This is a genomic window from Pseudomonas sp. BP8, assembly GCF_017875955.1.
Lineage (GTDB): Bacteria > Pseudomonadota > Gammaproteobacteria > Pseudomonadales > Pseudomonadaceae > Aquipseudomonas.
Genome location: NZ_JAGINK010000001.1, coordinates 1105057 through 1121281, shown reverse-complemented (window position 1 = coordinate 1121281; position 16225 = coordinate 1105057). Strand labels below are relative to the sequence as shown.

Below are 16225 nucleotides of genomic sequence, written 5' to 3'. Positions count from 1 at the left end.
TGTCTGGCAGAATTATACGCACCTGAGCCTGTAATGCCTTGTCCATCCATGTCCGTTTGTACTCCTGACCTCGCCGAGCTGGCCCAATCGATCAAGGATTGGGGCCGTGAACTCGGCTTCGCCCATGTCGGTATCGCTGGTGTAGACCTTGGCGAGCATGAACAGCACCTGCAACGCTGGCTCGACGCTGGCTACCAGGGCGAGATGGACTATATGGCAGCGCATGGCAGCAAGCGTTCCCATCCCGATCAACTGGTGCCGGGGACCTTGCGCGTGGTGTCGCTGCGCATGGACTACCTGCCGGGCGATACGCGCATGGCACAACTGCTGGCGCAGCCGGAAAAAGCCTACGTATCGCGCTATGCACTGGGGCGCGACTACCACAAGCTGGTGCGCAAACGCGTGCAGCATCTGGCTGATCGAGTTCAGGAGGCGATTGGCCCGTTTGGTTTCCGCGCCTTCGTCGACAGCGCGCCCGTGCTGGAAAAGGCCATCGCCCAACAGGCCGGGCTCGGCTGGATCGGCAAGAACACCCTGCTACTCAATCGCAAGGCGGGCAGCTACTTCTTCCTCGCCGAGCTGTTCGTCGACCTGCCCTTGCCGGTCGACGAAGCGCAGGCCAGCGAGCACTGCGGACGCTGCCAGGCGTGCCTGGACGTGTGCCCGACCCAGGCTTTCGTCGGACCTTACGTGCTCGATGCACGGCGCTGCATCTCCTACCTGACCATCGAACTCAAGCAGGCTATCCCGGTCGAGCTGCGGCCGTTGATCGGCAATCGGGTGTTTGGCTGTGATGACTGCCAGATCGTCTGCCCATGGAACCGCTTCGCCCGGCCTACTCAGGAAAACGACTTCAAGCCGCGGCACGGGCTGGACAATGCCGAACTGGCGGAGCTGTTTCTCTGGGATGAGGCGACCTTTCTCGGCAATACCGAAGGCTCGCCACTACGCCGGGCGGGATATGAGCGCTGGTTGCGCAACCTGGCGGTGGGCCTGGGCAATGCGCCGTCGAGCATTCCCGTGCTGGAAGCGCTGCACAAGCGCCGGGATTACCCGTCGGAGCTGGTGCGCGAGCATGTGGAATGGGCATTGGCGCAGCACGAGGCGCGCCGACAGGGATAGCGGTGTCACCCCATCGCGGCGCAAGCCCGCCTAGGCTCCCGGCTCGCCACAGCCCCTGTAGGAGCGGGCTTGCCCCGCGAAGAGGCCCTTACAGGCACACCCTCACTGCTGGTCGTTATAATGAAACTTGGGCATTTCCCAGTGAAAACGAATCGCCAGCAACCGCACCAGAAAGCCGCCAAACAGCGTCAGCAGCATCGCCTGCTCGGCCGGCACCTCGAAGTACACACAGCCCAGATAGAACCACGCCGCCGCAAACGACACGCTGGCATACAGCTCGCGGCGGAACACCAGTGGAATATCGTTGCAGAAAATATCCCGCAGGATCCCACCAAACACCCCGGTGATCACCCCGCTGATCGACGCCACCAGCATGCCCTGGCCCATCTCCAGCGCGGTCATGCAGCCAATCAGGGTAAAGGCCACCAGCCCCAACGCATCGAGCACCAGAAACAGCGAACGCAAATGGCGCATCAACGGCGCAATGAAGATGGTCAGCAGGGCGGCAAAGCTGGTCAGCACCAGGTACTCCGGGTGCTTGACCCAGGTCAGCGGGTAATGCCCCAGCAACACGTCCCGCACCGAACCGCCGCCCAGTGCAGTGACGCAGGCGATCAGCACCACGCCAAACCAGTCCATGCCGCGACGTCCGGCAGACAACGCACCAGTCATGGCTTCGGCGGTAATCGCGACGAGGTAGAGCATCAACAACATGGTGCGTGTCCGCTGAAGAAAGGCGCGCAGTCTAACCAGTTGTTCGGGGCACCAAAAGAGGGCGCAATGACGATAGTCGGCGCCCTTGGCAGTCAGACCTTGATGAAGTGCTCACGGTAGTGACGCAGCTCGGCGATCGACTCGCGGATATCGTCCAGCGCCAGGTGGGTACTGCCCTTCTTGAAGCTGTCACGCACGTCAGGCGCCCAGCGCGCGGCCAGTTCCTTGAGGGTCGAGACGTCGAGGTTGCGGTAATGGAAGTAGCTTTCCAGGGTCTTCATGTGGCGGTAGAGGAAGCGCCGGTCCTGGCAGATGCTGTTACCGCAGATCGGCGACTTGCCCTTGGGCACCCACTGCTCGAGGAACTTGACCGTTTCGGCCTCGGCCTCGGCCATGCTGATGCGGCTCTCGCGCACCCGCTGGGTCAGGCCCGAACCACCGTGGGTGCGGGTGTTCCACTCGTCCATGCGCGCCAGCACTTCATCGCTGTGATGGATGGCAATCACCGGGCCTTCAGCCAGGGTATTGAGGTTGCTGTCGGTGACGATGGTGGCCATCTCGATGATGACGTCGTTGTCCGGATCCAGACCGGTCATTTCCAGATCGATCCAGATCAGGTTCTGTGTGTTGTCCATGAAGGGCTCCTCGAATAGGCCGTCATAGTAGCGTAGCGGCAGCGGGCAAAGGTAAGCGGATTGGACTGGGCGCGGGCATGCTAGACTGCAAGCCGTTTTCTTTCTGCCCCGCCAACACGGAACCTTCATGGCCAAACGCCAGCTCAATCGCCGCCAAAACTGGCGCATCGAAAAAATCCAGGGCGAGCGCGCCGCACGCGCAGCCAAACGCGAGCAACATGCCTTGCAAGAACTGGAGGGCGGTGACTTGGGACCGGAGCAATTCGGCCTGGTCATTGCCCACTTCGGCGTGCAGGTCGAGGTCGAAGCCCAGGACGGCGAAACAGCAGGTCAGGTCTTCCGCTGCCACCTGCGTGCCAACCTGCCAGCGCTGGTAACCGGCGACCGTGTGGTATGGCGTGCAGGCAACCAGGGCATTGGCGTGATCGTCGCGCAACTGCCGCGCAGCACCGAGCTGTGCCGGCCGAACAACCACGGCCAGCTCAAGCCGGTGGCGTCCAACGTCGACCTGATCGTGATCGTCTTCGCCCCGGCTCCCGAGCCACACGCCAACCTGATCGACCGTTACCTGGTGGCCGCCGAGCACGCGGGCATCCGCCCACTGCTGCTGCTGAACAAGGCCGACCTGGTCAACGACGAGAACGGCCCGGGCCTGAATGCCCTGCTCGAGGTATACCGCGAACTCGGCTACCCGCTGCTGGAGGTTTCGGCGCACGAAGGCGATGGCATGCAGCAGCTGCAAGAGATGCTCGATGGCCATGTCAGCGTGTTCGTCGGCCAATCGGGCGTGGGTAAATCGTCGCTGGTCAACAGCCTGCTGCCCGCCGCGCGCACTCGCGTTGGCGACCTGTCGGAGTGGTCGGGTCAGGGCACACACACCACGACCACCGCGCGCCTGTATCACTTCCCCAATGGCGGCGACCTGATCGACTCCCCGGGTATTCGTGAATTTGGCCTGGTACATGTCAGCCGCGATGACGTCGAGGCAGGCTTCATCGAGTTCCGCGACCTGTTCGGCAACTGCCGCTTCCGCGACTGCAAGCATGATCGCGAACCGGGTTGTGCGCTGCTCAAGGCGCTGGATGAAGGGCGGATCAAACCGCAGCGGATGCACAGCTACCGCTCGATCATTGCCAGCCTGACGGAAGATACCTACTAAGATTCGGCGGGGCCCTGAGACCGATCAGGGCCGCCTGCGCGCACCACTGTGTGAGCAACTGTCCTGCACCGAACCTAAAAGCTGGCGCGATCTCTGTGGGAGCGGCCTTGTGTCGCGAAAGGGCCGCAAAGCGGCCCCAATCTGTCTCAAGCCCAGGCGCTTACTCCCTGGGCTCGTCCATCTTCAACGTACCATCCTCGAAGATGTTCATCTTCTGACGCAGCTCTCGCGGCTGCATCGGCGCCTGTTCGGCAGCGCCCGGTGCTGGCGGTACAGCAGCGCCCGGGACCGCTGGCGCAGCCGGGGCATCGGTCGCCGGTGGCGCCTCAGGGGTACCCTGCTCACCCTCGATATTACGCTGAGCCTTCTTGGTCAGAACGATGATATCGATGCGCCGGTTGACCGGGTTGAACGGGTCCTTGCGATCAAACAGCGACGACGAGGCATAACCCACCACCCGTGCCACCTGATCATCCGGATAACCGCCCGCAACCAGTGCCCGGCGTGCCGCGTTGGCGCGGTTGGCCGACAGCTCCCAGTTGCCGAACTCGCCGCTGCCGGCATACGGTTTGGCATCGGTATGGCCACTGACGCTGATCTTGTTCGGCACGGCCTTGATGGTGTCAGCCATCGCCAGCAGGATGTCTTCGAAATACGGCTGCAACCGTGCGCTGCCGAGGGTGAACATCGGCCGGTTCTCGGCATCCATGATCTGGATGCGCAAGCCGTCCTGGGTGATCTCGAACAGGATCTGGTCCTTGAACTTCTGCAGCTGCGGATTTTCTTCAACCTTGTTCTGCAGCTCTTGCAGCAGCAGGTTCAACCGCTCCTGCTCGACCTGCTCAGCCATGGTCTCAACCTGCTCCTTGTTCAACTGCAGGTTGTTGTCAGGCTTGGGCTCGGCCTTTTCTTCCGGGTTGATGGTCCTGTCCGGAGCAAGTTCCGGCGTACCACCCAGGTCGATGACATAGGGCGTGCCGCTTTCGGCGAAACCGATCGGGTCCTGGAAATAACCGGCGATGGCGATCTTCTGCTCGGGCGTGGCCGTGGACATCAGCCAAAGCACGAGGAAGAACGCCATCATGGCCGTGGCGAAGTCGGCGAAGGCGATCTTCCACGCGCCGCCGTGGTGACCCCCGCCAAAGCGCTTGACGCGCTTGATGATAATCGGCTGGTTGTTTTCCATGACTCAGCGACCGCGAACTGCTTGTTCCAGCTCGGCGAAGCTTGGGCGGTGCTTGGGATACAGCACCTTGCGCCCGAACTCCACGGCCAGCGATGGCGGCATGCCAGAGGCAGACGCAACCAAGGAAGCCTTGATCGACTCGTACAGGTTGACCTCTTCCTTGGCATCGTGCTCCAGGCACTTGGCCAGAGGGCCGAAGAAGCCGTAGGCGGCAAGAATACCGAAGAAGGTACCGACCAGCGCCGCACCTACGTGCATGCCGATCGCGGCCTGGTCACCCTCACCCAGCGAGGCCATGGTCACGACGATACCCAGTACTGCGGCAACGATACCGAAGCCGGGCATGCCGTCGGCAATGCCATTCACGGCATGCGAGGGGTGCTCGAGCTCTTCCTTCATGCTCAGCAGTTCCATGTCGAACAGGCCCTCGAGCTCATGCGGCGCCATGTTGCCGGTGGACATGATGCGCAGGTAGTCGCAGATGTACGCGGTCATGCGCTCATCACCGAGCACCGCCGGGTACTTGGCAAAGATCGGGCTGGCCGAGGCATCTTCAATATCCGCCTCGATGGCCATCATGCCTTCGCGGCGGCTCTTGTTGAGGATCTCGTAGACCAGGCCCAATACCTCCAGATAGAAGGTGTGGGTGAAGCGCGAGCCGAACATCTTCAGCGACTTCTTGACCACATGCATGGTCATGTAGCCGGGGTTGGCCTGCAGGAATGCGCCGAAGGCCGCACCGCCGATGATCAGTACTTCAAATGGCTGGATCAGCGCTGCGATCTTGCCGTGGGAGAGCACGTAGCCGCCGAGCACGCTCGCGAATACGACAATGATGCCGATAATTTTAGCCATAGGTTCAAAGCACTTGAAGTCGTGGACAGGGTCTGGAACGGGAGCTTTAAAACTCTTCTTCTACTTATCGGCAGAACTGCGCCAGACTATAGCCACTCTAAGCGAAAAGCCAGTTCGGACTGATGTCAAAATGCCAATTGAAACCAAGGTACCTGCTCAGATTCCGCGCACACTCGAGGGTTGGATAAAGCTGCTGGACGGCGTCCGTCTGCCAGTGCCCAAAGAGAGTCACGACCGCGTTTTGTCGGCCATCAACGACAATCGCCGGTCGCTGCGCGAGATCGCCGAACTGATGCAAGACAGCCCTGCCCTGGTGCTGTCGGTCATGCGCGAAGCCAACCATCCGACCAACGCCAGCCAGGCCGAGCCTGCCGAGAGCCTGGAGATTGCCCTCAATCGCCTCGGTCTGGCCCGCAGCGCGCAGTTGCTGGCGCGCTTGCCAGCGCTGCCAGGCGACGATATACCGCCGGTGCTGCGCCAGTTCCTGCTGATCAGCCAGCATGCCTCGCAGCAGGCCAGCGGTCTGTTCGCCAGCCGCCTGGCGCGGCTCTGGCAGGAGATCCACTGGGGCAGCCTGCTGTTTCTGTCACCGCTGTGGCCAATGGCGCTGGCCTATCCCAAGCTGCTCGACACCTGGGAGCTGCGCGTCATCCACAAGGGCGAAAACGCCAGCGCGGTGGAACTCGAACTGTTCGGCGTGCGCCTCATGGAGCTGTGCCAGGCCGTAGCCAGCCACTGGCGCCTGCCCGGTTGGGTTACCCAGGGCTATCGCCTGCTGACCTCCGAGCGCGAACTGCTGGCCCAGGTATTCAACGTCGCCCGCGACCCCGACAGCCTCAGCCAGCAACATCGCCTGGACGAGGAGCCAGGCCTGCGTCGCTGGTTCAACCAGCCGGCCAATACCGTCCTGTTGGCCAACGGCCTGGCGCTGTCTGCCCAGGTCGGCTGGGACAACCCGCACCTGCTGCGCTGGCAGTTGCTCACTGCGCTCTACCTGCAGATCTCGCTGGATGACGTCCAGCAGCAGGTTCACCAACAAGCCGCCGCAAGCGCCCGCCATCACGCCCGCCACGCACTGTTCCACCCGGCTGAGGCACTGATCTGGCCCTGGCACCAACGCCGCCCGCACCCCGACATGCTCACCCCGCCTCCACCGCCCACCCAGGCCCTGGAGCGCTGGCGCAAGCTGTGCGGCGAGCTGCTGGTTCAGCCCAGCCCGTTTACCAATGCCGTGCACCTGGCGACCCAGGCCCGCGAGGCCCTGGAGGCCTGCGGCATGCAGCGGATCATGCTGTTGATGCACGACAAACCCAACGACCTGCTGCGTGTGCAGCAGTGCGCTGGAGTGCCGAAAGAGGCCGCCGCGCTGACCCTGCCGGTTGGGCAGAGCAAACTGCTGCAGCGTTTGACCAGTCAGGCCGGGCAACTGCGCCTGACGCCGGAAAACCACGCACAGTTCGCTGCCTTGCTGCCCGCACCGCTACGTAGCTTGTTGCCCAGCGAGCACCTGCTGCTGCGTTCGCTGGCGGTCAATGGCCAGGTACTGATGCTGATGATTGCCGACCAGGGCGGCAGACCGCTGGCCGATGTGGGCGTACAGGCCTTTGCCAAGACCGCGCAATGCGTGGAACGCGCACTGGCCACCTTCAGCACCCGCAATGCTTGAGCCTTAGGCTACAATCGCCCCCTCGTGGCTCACCCTGGAGACTGTGGATGACTGACTTTTCCGGCTTGCCGCTGGTGATCGAACCGGCCGAGCTGTTACCGCGCCTGGACTCGCCACAGCTGATTCTGGTCGACCTGACCAGTGCCAACCGTTATGGCAGCGGGCACATCCCCGGCGCTCGCTTCGTCGAGCCCAAGCGCACCCAACTGGGCCAACCTCCAGCGCCAGGCCTGTTGCCGGCGCGGGCCGACCTGGAAAAACTGTTCGCCGAGCTCGGCCATCGCGACGACGCCGTCTATGTGGTCTATGACGACGAAGGCGGCGGCTGGGCCGGGCGCTTCATCTGGTTGCTCGACGTGATCGGCCATGGCCGCTATCACTACCTCAACGGCGGCATCCAGGCCTGGCCAGCAGACAAGCTCTCTACCGAGGTACCGCCACACGCCACCGGCACCGTGAAGCTGACCCTGCACGCCGAGCCCACGGCAACCCGCGAGTACCTGCAAAGCCGTCTTGGTGCAGCCGACCTGGCCATCTGGGACGCGCGTGCGCCGGGCGAATACCGCGGCGAGAAGGTCCTGGCTGCCAAGGGCGGACACATCCCTGGCGCAGTCAATTTCGAGTGGACCGCCGGCATGGACATGAATGACCATCTGCGCATCCGCAAAGACATGGCAGAGATCCTTCACGGCCTGGGTATCACCCCGGACAAAGAAGTGATCACCCACTGCCAGACCCACCACCGTTCCGGCTTCACTTATCTGGTGGCGAAATCCCTCGGTTACCCACGGGTCAAGGCCTACGCCGGCTCTTGGGGCGAGTGGGGCAACCATCCGGACACGCCTGTAGACGTTTAAGGAAACTCAATGAAATCCCGCTTGTTCATCCTCAGCCAGTACCTGCTGCCGCACCACCTGCTGTCGCGCCTGGCCGGCTGCGTCGCCGAGTGCCGCGCGCGCTGGTTCAAGAATGCCTTCACTGCCTGGTTCGCCAAGCGCTATCAGGTCAACATGTCCGAGGCACTGGTCGAAGACCTCAGTGCCTACGAGCACTTCAACGCGTTCTTCACCCGCGCCCTGAAGCCGGGCGCACGCCCGCTGGACGAAACCCCGGGGGCCATTCTCTGCCCGGCCGACGGTGCGGTAAGCCAGCTCGGCCCGATCGAGCATGGGCGCATCTTCCAGGCCAAGGGTCACGGCTACAGTGCGCTGGAGCTGCTCGGCGGCGACCCGGCCCTGGCTGCGCCGTTCATGGGCGGTGAGTTTGCCACTATCTATCTGTCGCCGAAGGACTACCACCGCGTGCACATGCCGCTGGCCGGTACCCTGCGCGAAATGGTCTACGTGCCGGGCAAGCTGTTCTCGGTAAACCAGACCACGGCGGAAAACGTGCCGGAGCTGTTCGCCCGTAACGAGCGTGTGGTCTGCCTGTTCGACACTGAGCGTGGGCCGATGGCCGTGGTATTGGTCGGCGCGATGATCGTGGCGTCGATCGAGACCGTTTGGGCTGGGCTGGTGACGCCACCCAAGCGTGAGCTGAAGACTTTCCGCTACGACGAAGCGAGCCGTGCGCCTATCCATCTGGAGAAAGGTGCCGAACTGGGTCGTTTCAAGCTGGGATCGACGGCGATTGTGCTGTTTGGGCCAGAGCAGGTGAAGTGGGCGCAGAACCTGGGTGCTGGGTCTGCGGTGCGCATGGGTGAGCTGTTGGCGGTGCCTGGCGAGGCTTGATTTGCGCGGTAGTTCTTTAGGGATTGTCGGGGGCTAGGGGCTGGTTTAGGTTCTGGGGCTTGTAGGCTGGGGGCTTATCCATTTCATGTGGTGGAGCTGCTGGCCCCTTCCGCCCTTACGGCGGGTCACTTTTTGGCAAACGCCCCAAAAAGTAACCAAAAAGGTCTCGGCTCCATCATCCGGCCCTCCGCTGCGCTGCGGGTTCCCTCGCTCCGGTCTTGCTCCGGGAGGACCGCGCTGTACGGCCCATCCTGGGCCTCAGCGCTTTCCGGCCATCCATGGCCTCCACCTCCCTGCGCAAGACCTCCACTCGGCCTCCTGAAGTCGCTGGTAGATCAAGAGCCAGATCAACGGCAACGGCAACGGCAACGGCAGGCGAATCGCTGCGCTCTCGCTTTGTTTATCTACCAGCGGATTTGTGGGGTGGCTGGCAGGGCTGCGCCCTGCGATTTGTATTGGCAGTACCGGCCTCTTCGCGGGACAAGCCCGCTCCTACAGGGATTGCGCAGATTTTGAATTCGGCGCAAATCCTGTAGGAGCGGGCTTGCCCCGCGAAGAGGCCCGAGTATCCAACCCACATGCCACTATCGAAGATAACGCCAGCCCAGACGCCGCCCGTAACTTCGCGACGTCAGGAGGCCGAGCGGAGGTCTTGCGCAGGGAGGTGGAGGCCATGGATGGCCGGAAAGCGCTGAGGCTCAGGATGGGCCGTACAGCGCGGTCCTCCCGGAGCAAGACCGGAGCGAGGGAACCCGGAGCGCAGCGGAGGGCCGGATGCAGGAGCAAGCGGTTTTTGGTTACTTTTTTCCAAGAAGTGACCCGCCGTAAGGGCGGAAGGGGCCAGAAAAGGCACCCCATCAAATGGATAAGCCCACAATTCCAAAACCAGCCAAGCCAGCTGATCATTTCCCCCAACAACCCGTAAAGCACCCTTAAAAAGCCCCAGCATGACGTCAATCACACAGGGTCTTTTCGCTTGCAGGGGGCCGGCGCTACAGATCAACCACGCGCATCGCGGTCGCGCAAGCCCAGCAGATACAGCACGCCATCCAGGCCCAAGGTCGAAATAGCCTGCTTGGCCGACTGGCGAACCAGCGGCTTGGCCCGGAACGCCACGCCCAACCCAGCCAGGGACAGCATCGGCAGGTCGTTGGCGCCATCACCCACAGCGATGGTCTGGGCCAACTGCAAGCCTTCCTTGCTCGCCAGCTCCTGCAACAGCTCAGCCTTGCGCTGAGCATCGACGATCGGCTCGATGGCCACGCCGGTCACCTTGCCATCGACCACTTCCAGCTCGTTGGCGAACACGTAGTCGATACCCAGGCGCGCCTGCACCTGCTTGGCGAAGTAGGTAAAGCCGCCGGAGAGGATTGCCGTCTTGTAGCCCAACCGCTTGAGCTCGGCAAACAGGTTCTCGGCACCTTCGGTCAGGCGCAGGGAAGCGCCAATCTCGTCCAGAACACCAACGTCCAGCCCCTTGAGCAGCGCCATGCGCTCCTTGAAACTGGCGCGGAAATCCAACTCACCACGCATGGCCCGCTCGGTGATCGCCGACACTTGCTCGCCAACGCCCGCGGCCTTGGCCAGCTCGTCGATGACCTCAGCCTCGATCAGCGTCGAATCCATGTCGAACACCGCCAGACGGCGGTTACGGCGGAACAGGTCGTCCTTCTGGAAGGCGATGTCGACCGCCAGCGCTTCAGACAACGCAAAGAAATCAGCGCGCATCGCCTGGGCGTCGCTCGGCTCACCGCGCACGGAAATTTCCAGGCAGGCCTTGGCCTTCTCGCTCGAAGCAGCAAGGGCGACCCGCGCCGACAAGCGCTCGATACGTTCGATGGTCAGGCCGTACTGGCTGATCACCGCACTGACCCGCTGCAACTGCTCAGGAGTGACCTTGCGGCTCAGCAGCGTCACGATTTGACGCGGTTCGCCTTGGCTATCTGCCCAATGCTGATAATCGGCTTCGGAGATCGGTGTGTAGCGCGCCTGCAAGTTCAGCTCGTGGGCCTTGGCTTGCACGCTTTGCAGCAAGCGGGTGGCCACTTCGTTATCTGGAATATCGACCAGGATGCCGAACGACAACGTGCCGTGCATGACCGCCAGGCCGATGTCGAGGATGTTCACACCGCCCTGGAGCAGGACGCCGGTGATTGCGGCAGTGAGACCGGGACGGTCCTCACCGGTGATGTTGATCAGGACGATTTCGCGCAAGACCGGGCTCCGATTTCGATGAAAAATGCGCATTCTACCGATTTTCGGTGACTATCGGGCGCCGCTTATACTTTGCCGACAAATCCCGGCTCGCTATACTGCGCAGCACTTTCTCGCCATAAAGAGCCGCGCTCTGTGAACCGGCCCACGCCAGTCAAATCCGATAACTTCTTCCTGATGCTGTTCCATGCCTTGCGCCAACGCCGCGTACCATTGGCATTGCGCATCGCCAGCACCAATATCTTTCTGGTGGCCATGGCGCTGGTGATCTACGCCTGCGTGATGGGCCTGCAGTTCAAGCAGGCCATGCACGAGCAGGCGGACGCACTGGGTCAGAGCCTGACCATCCAGACTGCGACCTCGGCCACCGAGCTGCTGGTGTCCAACGACATCCTCAGCCTCAACGTGCTGCTGGGCAACCTGGTGAAGAACCCACTGGTGGCCCACGCGGCGATCTACAGTGTCGACAACCGGATCCTCGCCGAGGCCGGCCAGCGTCCGAAAAACAGCTTGCTGGGTGAAGCCGAAGGGCTCTACCAGACCAAGATCACCTTCCAGGACGTGACCGCTGGTCAGTTGCGCATCAGTCTCGACATGAGCCAGTTCCAGCAGCCGATGCTGATCAGCCTGCAGAGCATGGGCATCCTCGCCGCGATCCTGCTGGTGCTGGCCCTGACCCTGAGCCTGCGTCTGGGCCGTTACATCTCGACGCCGCTGCTGCAGTTGCGGGTCTGGCTGCGTGATCCGCATCCCTACACCCCTGGGATCGATCGCCAGGACGAAATTGGTGATCTGGCTCGCCAGCTGCACGCGCGCCTCGCCCCTCCGCCGCCCCCTGAACCCGAGGAGGAGGAAGACGACGAGGACGGCTTCGATGAGCCGCACGAGACGCCTGTTGCGGCCAAGGTCGCACCACGGGCCAAGGTGGTGGCGCAGCAGGACGACGAGGACGATGAAGCGTTTGCCGACTTGATCGACACCCCTGAGCCCAGCGCCAAACCCAACCCGGTGGTTTCCGACGAGCCGCAGTACAGCGCTGTGCTGGCGGTTCAGTTGGGTTCCCAAGAGCAGCTACGTCGCCTGCCCCGCACGCGCCTGACTGAATTGCTCGAGCGCTACCGCGACTGCCTGGAGCAGGCGGCCTCGCTGTATGAAGGTGAAACGTTCACGCTCAACGACGGCAGTACGCTGTTGCTGTTCCACAGCCGCGACAGTGGCGAGGACTACCTGACCAACGCCATCTGCTGTGGCGAGCTGCTGCGCGCCCTGGGCCATGCCCTGCAGATCGAGGTGGCCGACAGCGGCATCACCCTGCAACTGCAATTGGGCCTGACCCTGGGCGACGACCTGCAAGGCTTGGAGCAGGTTGATCTGTTGATGGCCGAGAAAGCCCAGGACGCCCTGGCGCTGTCGCAGCACAGCCGTAACCTGTTGCTGGTCGAGCGGCAGATCACCGATGACGCGCTGGTGCGCCAGCGTGCGCGCATTCGGCCGATCGCCAGCCCTGAGGGCGCGTGCTGCGTGGAGCGGTTGATGGAGCCCTATCCGTCGATGCTGGAGCGGCAGTTGGCGCGTATGCACGAGCGCCGGGCCTGATTCAATGGCCAGTGGGGGCTGCTGCGCAGCCCCTTCGCGACACAAGGCCGCTCCTACAGTATTCGCGCTGTCCGAGAGACTTACACTGCACCTGTGGGAGCGGCTTTGAGTCGCGAAAGGGCCGCAAAGCGGCCCCGGCAATCTTCGCCAGGCACAAAAAAAGCCCGCATCGCTGCGGGCTTTTTCACATCTGTACGCTCATCAGAAGCGGAACACTTCCATGTCGGTGCGAATCGGCGAAGCCATCGGGATCTTGGACTTCTCCGGCGCCTTCTTGACCTGAACCGGCGCAGCAGGCTTCTTCGGTGCCTCTTCGGCAATCGCCGGCTGATTGGCAAGCGGTTTGAGCGCAGTGCTCAACTGCTCAGCCAGCTTCTGCAGCAATTGCCCCTGAGCCTGCACCTGGGAAGACTCACTGCCTTCATGCGGCTGCTCGAGGTGAATGATGCGGTTGTCGCGCACATTGCCTCGGCGATCAAGCAGGCGCCATTGGGCGTCGAGGATCGCCGGCTGTTTCTTGCCAGAATCGAGCCGGGTAATCGACAGCAGGACCTGCACGTCAGGCGAGAATCCACTGCTGGCCGGCGCCAGAACCACGCGCTGGCTGTCCAGGCGCCAGGCAAGCTGACGTACCAGCAACTGGTCGATATCCGACGAAAGGCTACCAGCCCAACGACCGTCGGTCGCCGAAGTCAGGCTGCCATCGGCCTGGCGCTGGAGAAAGGTTTCGCGCTGCAGGTAGTCGGCAACCGATACCGGGCCGAGCACCACAGCCATGCCCGCGCTCTGCGCAGGCTGGCCAGGATCACCGCTGTCCAGCTGATACAGGGCAACCGGCTGGTGCATGCTGCACCCACTCAGGCCCAGCACGCCAGTCATCAACAGCGCAAATGGAAGGCGCAGAAGTTTCATCATCCCATCCAAGCGGCCGCCACTCGGCACACCGCAGTGATACACATGTAAAGTCTTCTGGGCGCACAGCCACGCTGGCGCCGCAGGGGCACTATCATCCGCGAAATAGCCGTCCGACTCCAGTGTTTCCGCCGGTAACAACGTTGAAATTGCTGTTTCAGGCGATTGACACAGTCAGTTCGGGGCCTCCACCATCAACCCGTCAACCCGCTGAAAACCGCGCGGTAGCTTGCTGCCACGCCGGCCGCGCTCACCCTTGTAGTGCTCCAGATCGTCGGGCTTCAATGAAAGCGTACGCTTGCCAGCTTGCAATACAAGGGTCGAACCCTCGCTGATCACCGCCAGATCGGTAACGTACTCTTCACGGCTGGCCACTCGATCGCCCGGCACGCCGATGATCTTGTTGCCCTTGCCCTTGCCCAGTTGCGGCAGGTCAGCGACCTTGAACACCAGCAGACGGCCCTCGGTGGTAACCGCGGCCAACCAGTCCTGCTCGCGGTTGGTTACCGGTCGCGGGGTTATCACCTTGGCGCCATTGGGCAGGCTGAGCAGGCCTTTGCCGGCCTTGTTCTTGGCCTGCAGGTCCTCGCCCTTGACCACGAAGCCGTAACCGGCGTCCGAGGCCACCACGTACAGCGCATCGTCCTCGGGCAGCAAAACGCATTCGAAGGTCGCCCCGGGCGGCGGAGTCAGGCGCCCGGTCAGCGGTTCGCCCTGGCCACGCGCCGAAGGCAGCGTGTGGGCGGCCACCGAATAGCTGCGTCCGGTCGAGTCAATGAGCACGGCAAACTGATTGGAGCGCCCGGCCGCAGCGGCCTTGAAGCCATCGCCGGCTTTGTAGGAAAGACCGGTGGCGTCGATATCGTGGCCTTTGGCGCAACGCACCCAGCCTTTTTCCGAGAGCACCACGGTGACCGGCTCGGTCGGCATCAGCTCGTTTTCCGACAAGGCCTTGGCTTCGCTGCGCTCGACAATTGGCGAGCGGCGGTCGTCGCCATAGGTTTCGGCGTCCTTGATCAGCTCGCTGCGCACCAGTTTGCGCAGTTTGGCGTCGCTGCCGAGCAGGGCCTGCAGCTTGGCCTGTTCCTTGAGCAGTTCGTCCTGCTCGCCGCGAATCTTCATCTCTTCCAGGCGGGCCAGCTGACGCAGGCGGGTCTCGAGGATGTACTCGGCCTGAATTTCAGTCAGCTCGAAACGGGCAATCAGGGCCTGCTTGGGATGCTCCTCGGTACGGATGATGTGGATAACTTCATCCAGGTTGAGGAAGGCCGTGAGCAAACCGTCCAACAGGTGCAAGCGGCGCTCGACCTTGTCCAGGCGGTGCTGCAAGCGACGACGGACAGTACCAATGCGGAACTGCAGCCACTCCTGCAACAGCGCGCGCAGGTTCTTCAACTGCGGGCGGCCGTCGAGACCGATGATGTTGACGTTGACCCGGTAGCTGCTCTCCAGCTCAGTGGTGGCGAACAGGTGCTGCATCAACTCGTCGGCATCGACCCGGTTGGAGCGTGGGATGATGACGATGCGGCACGGGTTCTCGTGGTCCGACTCGTCGCGCAGGTCAGCCACCATCGGCAGTTTCTTGGCCTGCATCTGCGCGGCGATCTGCTCGAGCACCTTGGCCCCGGAGACCTGGTGCGGCAGCGCGGTGACGACGATGTCACCGTCCTCGACGCGGTACACGGCGCGCATGCGGATCGAGCCTTTACCGCTTTCGTACATCTTCAGGATGTCGGCGCGCGGCGTGATGATTTCAGCTTCGGTCGGGTAGTCCGGGCCCTGGATATGCTCGCACAACTGCTCGAGGGTGGCCTTGGGCTCATCGAGCAGGCGCACACAGGCGCTGGCCACTTCACGCAGGTTGTGCGGCGGCACGTCGGTGGCCATGCCCACGGCAATCCCGGTGGTGCCGTTGAGGAGGATATTCGGCAGGCGCGCCGGCAGTACCGCCGGTTCCTGCAGGGTGCCGTCGAAGTTTGGCACCCAGTCGACGGTGCCTTGGCCGACTTCGCTGAGCAGCACTTCGGAATAGCGCGACAGGCGTGCCTCGGTGTAGCGCATGGCGGCAAACGACTTTGGATCGTCTGGCGCACCCCAGTTACCCTGGCCGTCGACCAGGGTATAGCGGTAGCTGAACGGCTGGGCCATCAGCACCATGGCTTCATAGCAGGCGGAGTCGCCGTGCGGGTGGAACTTGCCGAGCACGTCGCCGACGGTACGCGCCGACTTCTTGTGCTTGGAATCGGCATCCAGGCCCAACTCGCTCATGGCATAGACGATGCGCCGCTGGACCGGCTTGAGGCCGTCGCCGATGTGCGGCAGGGCGCGGTCCATGATCACGTACATGGAGTAGTTGAGATAGGCCTGTTCGGTGAAGTCAGCCAGCGAGCGGCGTTCAACGCCGTCCAGGCTGAGTTCCAGTGAGTCGCTCATGCG

The 16225-nt window shown here is 62.8% G+C and carries 13 protein-coding genes; 6 read left to right on the top strand and 7 right to left on the bottom strand.

Going from position 1 to position 16225, the window contains the following annotated elements; translation table 11 throughout:
- Nucleotides 1-48: 48 nt before the first annotated feature.
- On the top strand, nt 49-1122 hold the full coding sequence (queG, locus tag J3B00_RS04870) for a tRNA epoxyqueuosine(34) reductase QueG (RefSeq protein WP_209864800.1): 1074 nt from the start codon (nt 49-51) through the stop codon (nt 1120-1122).
- A 102-nt stretch (nt 1123-1224) separates the two neighbouring features.
- Here queG and J3B00_RS04865 read toward each other — a convergent pair whose 3' ends face one another.
- Both J3B00_RS04865 and orn read right to left on the bottom strand, forming a co-directional pair.
- Complete coding sequence (locus J3B00_RS04865; protein WP_209864797.1) at nt 1225-1836, bottom strand: trimeric intracellular cation channel family protein; 612 nt, start codon at nt 1834-1836, stop codon at nt 1225-1227.
- A 92-nt stretch (nt 1837-1928) separates the two neighbouring features.
- Nucleotides 1929-2471 carry an oligoribonuclease gene (gene orn / locus J3B00_RS04860; RefSeq protein ID WP_209864794.1) on the bottom strand — a complete coding sequence of 181 codons (543 nt, stop codon included), beginning with the start codon at nt 2469-2471 and terminating at the stop codon, nt 1929-1931.
- 127 nt (nt 2472-2598) lie between these two features.
- Between orn and rsgA the strand changes: the two genes are divergently transcribed.
- Nucleotides 2599-3630, top strand: a complete 1032-nt coding sequence (rsgA, locus tag J3B00_RS04855) for a small ribosomal subunit biogenesis GTPase RsgA (RefSeq protein WP_209864791.1) — start codon at nt 2599-2601, stop codon at nt 3628-3630.
- A gap of 160 nt (nt 3631-3790) precedes the next feature.
- Here rsgA and motB read toward each other — a convergent pair whose 3' ends face one another.
- Together motB and motA are read right to left on the bottom strand one after the other, a co-directional pair.
- Nucleotides 3791-4816: a flagellar motor protein MotB gene (gene motB / locus J3B00_RS04850; protein ID WP_209864786.1), complete on the bottom strand. Its 1026-nt coding sequence runs from the start codon at nt 4814-4816 to the stop codon at nt 3791-3793.
- A 3-nt stretch (nt 4817-4819) separates the two neighbouring features.
- Nucleotides 4820-5671 (bottom strand): flagellar motor stator protein MotA, encoded by an 852-nt coding sequence (gene motA / locus J3B00_RS04845; protein WP_209864781.1) that lies wholly within the window; start codon nt 5669-5671, stop codon nt 4820-4822.
- A 130-nt stretch (nt 5672-5801) separates the two neighbouring features.
- On the opposite strand from motA, the gene J3B00_RS04840 reads away from it, so the two are divergent.
- The 3 genes from J3B00_RS04840 to asd are packed head-to-tail and all read left to right on the top strand — an operon-like array spanning nt 5802 to nt 9067.
- A complete protein-coding gene (locus J3B00_RS04840) occupies nt 5802-7337 on the top strand; it encodes an HDOD domain-containing protein (protein WP_209864777.1) in 1536 nt (511 codons plus the stop codon).
- Between the two features lie 47 nt (nt 7338-7384).
- Nucleotides 7385-8194, top strand: coding sequence for a rhodanese-like domain-containing protein (locus J3B00_RS26515; RefSeq protein WP_245362488.1), 810 nt, complete (start codon nt 7385-7387; stop codon nt 8192-8194).
- A gap of 9 nt (nt 8195-8203) precedes the next feature.
- On the top strand, nt 8204-9067 hold the full coding sequence (gene asd / locus J3B00_RS26510; protein WP_245362487.1) for an archaetidylserine decarboxylase: 864 nt from the start codon (nt 8204-8206) through the stop codon (nt 9065-9067).
- A 999-nt stretch (nt 9068-10066) separates the two neighbouring features.
- Here asd and serB read toward each other — a convergent pair.
- Nucleotides 10067-11281 carry a phosphoserine phosphatase SerB gene (gene serB / locus J3B00_RS04830; protein ID WP_209864774.1) on the bottom strand — a complete coding sequence of 405 codons (1215 nt, stop codon included), beginning with the start codon at nt 11279-11281 and terminating at the stop codon, nt 10067-10069.
- A gap of 135 nt (nt 11282-11416) precedes the next feature.
- On the opposite strand from serB, the gene J3B00_RS04825 reads away from it, so the two are divergent.
- The gene (locus tag J3B00_RS04825) at nt 11417-12877 is read left to right on the top strand and encodes a histidine kinase (protein WP_209864769.1); all 1461 of its coding nucleotides are present in this window, start codon (nt 11417-11419) and stop codon (nt 12875-12877) included.
- Between the two features lie 201 nt (nt 12878-13078).
- On the opposite strand, the gene J3B00_RS04820 is transcribed toward J3B00_RS04825, so the two are convergent.
- Both J3B00_RS04820 and parC read right to left on the bottom strand, forming a co-directional pair.
- A complete protein-coding gene (locus tag J3B00_RS04820) occupies nt 13079-13789 on the bottom strand; it encodes an ABC-type transport auxiliary lipoprotein family protein (RefSeq protein ID WP_209864766.1) in 711 nt (236 codons plus the stop codon).
- Nucleotides 13790-13963: 174 nt separating this feature from the next.
- Nucleotides 13964-16222 (bottom strand): DNA topoisomerase IV subunit A, encoded by a 2259-nt coding sequence (gene parC, locus J3B00_RS04815; RefSeq protein WP_209864763.1) that lies wholly within the window; start codon nt 16220-16222, stop codon nt 13964-13966.
- Nucleotides 16223-16225 lie beyond the last annotated feature (3 nt).